Below are 1,708 nucleotides of genomic sequence, written 5' to 3' on the forward strand. Positions count from 1 at the left end.
TTGAACGCTTGCTCATCCATATCACGCCAATAGCGTGCTTGCCGCCCCGTGCGTTGATCATGCTCGACAGTGGTCGGGTCAAGGTGGCGAAACGGTTCGAGGGCCGGAATATCCGGCAGCGGCTTGCTCACGTCCATGTATTGCTGCAAAAAGTCCCACAGCGCCACACAAGGCTCTTGCCGGTAAACTCGCCCCATCAGAACACTGAAATCAATGGCCGCCACTTGATAACGGTGCACCAGATTGAGCATGTGCTGAGGAAAGCCCTGACGGTCAGGGATGGTATGAATTGCCGCATCGAACTCGTAGAACGGTGCAACGAAGTTCCCCTCAATACCCAGCTTGCGAAACTGCCCCGGCTTACGGGCAAAGATAGTGACCAACCCGGTCTGACGATTCAGCTCCCAAACCGGGCCTTTGCGTGACGTCTTCAAAAGGTGGCGCTCAGGTACAAACTTGATGACCAAGTGCCCCAGTAGCCAACAAAAAGCAGGCACTCCAGCACACCAGACCCATAAGGATAAAGTAACGCCTAGTCTTTGAGACCATGGCTCTTGATCGAAAGGAGCAAAAATTATGAACTCCGCAAGCAGAGCCGCAGTTACAACATAAAATGCTCCACGCCCAAGCCCAAACATATACAGCCAGAACTGTGTCCCCCCCTGAAGCGGGGCATACCTGAAACTCTCGTGATTAAACCGAGAATCCAACTGCCTGTCCAAGAGCTCTGTATACTCGGGCTGGCTTTGCTCAAGTTCTTCATCTCGCTTTAGAGCTTCGGGTGCTACCCCCCCTACGAAACCAATCGGCAAAATATCCTGCGTATCTCCCCAAGGCAGCCGCTCAGACAAAGCACCGATATGCCTCCTGACCTGTGGTGGCTGATCGGGAATGCGGGTCGAGTCATAGGCATTGGGGCCGTAGACGGTGCTGGAGTCCATATCTGTCATTACGTTTGCTTTAATTAAATCATCAACACCTTGCCAACCTACTTCTGCGAACCAAACAGATATCTCACGTGCCGCACCATAATGTTCAAGCGGTCCATATTGACCTTACTGGTGTCGGTGATTTCATTGATACGTGCCTTGAACGCTTGCTCATCCATATCCCGCCAATAGCGCGCAGGTCGACCGGTACGCTGATCATGCTCGGCGGTGGTCGGATCAAGGTGACGAAACGGTTCGAGATCTGGAATATCTGGTAGAGGTTTGCTCACATCCATGTATTGCTGCAAAAAGTCCCACAGCGCTACACAGGGCTTTTGCCGGTAAACTCGCCCCATTAGTACGCTGAAATCAATGGCCGCCACTTGATAACGGTGCACCAGATTGAGCATGTGCTGAGGAAAGCCCTGACGGTCAGGGATGGTATGAATTGCCGCATCAAACTCGTAAAACGGTGCGACGAAATCCCCCTCAATTCCCTGCTTACGGAACTGCCCCGGCTTACGGGCAAAGATAGTGACCAGCCCGGTCTGACGATTCAGCTCCCAAACCGGGCCTTTGCGTGATGTCTTCAAAAGGTGGCGCTCAGGTACAAACTTGATGACCAAATGCCCCAGTAGCCAACAGAAAGCGGGAACACCTGCCCCCCATAACCACAAATCAAATGTGACTTTTAATTGCTTTTCCCATGGAGATGAGTCAATAGGTAGCAGTACAAAAAAACCAAGGAAAAGAACGGCAGTTACAACATAAAATGCTCC

At 51.9% G+C, this 1,708-nt stretch carries 2 protein-coding genes; both read right to left on the minus strand.

Going from position 1 to position 1,708, the window contains the following annotated elements; all coding sequences use genetic code 11:
• On the minus strand, positions 1–950 hold a 950-nt coding region (locus C2846_RS18430; RefSeq protein ID WP_119702186.1), incomplete at its 3' end, for a hypothetical protein.
• Between the two features lie 38 nt (positions 951–988).
• A partial coding sequence (locus C2846_RS18705) for a hypothetical protein (protein ID WP_165443868.1) occupies positions 989–1,708 on the minus strand: 720 nt, incomplete at its 5' end.

The sequence above is a fragment of the Pseudomonas jilinensis genome, assembly GCF_003586265.1.
Lineage (GTDB): Bacteria > Pseudomonadota > Gammaproteobacteria > Pseudomonadales > Pseudomonadaceae > Halopseudomonas > Halopseudomonas phragmitis.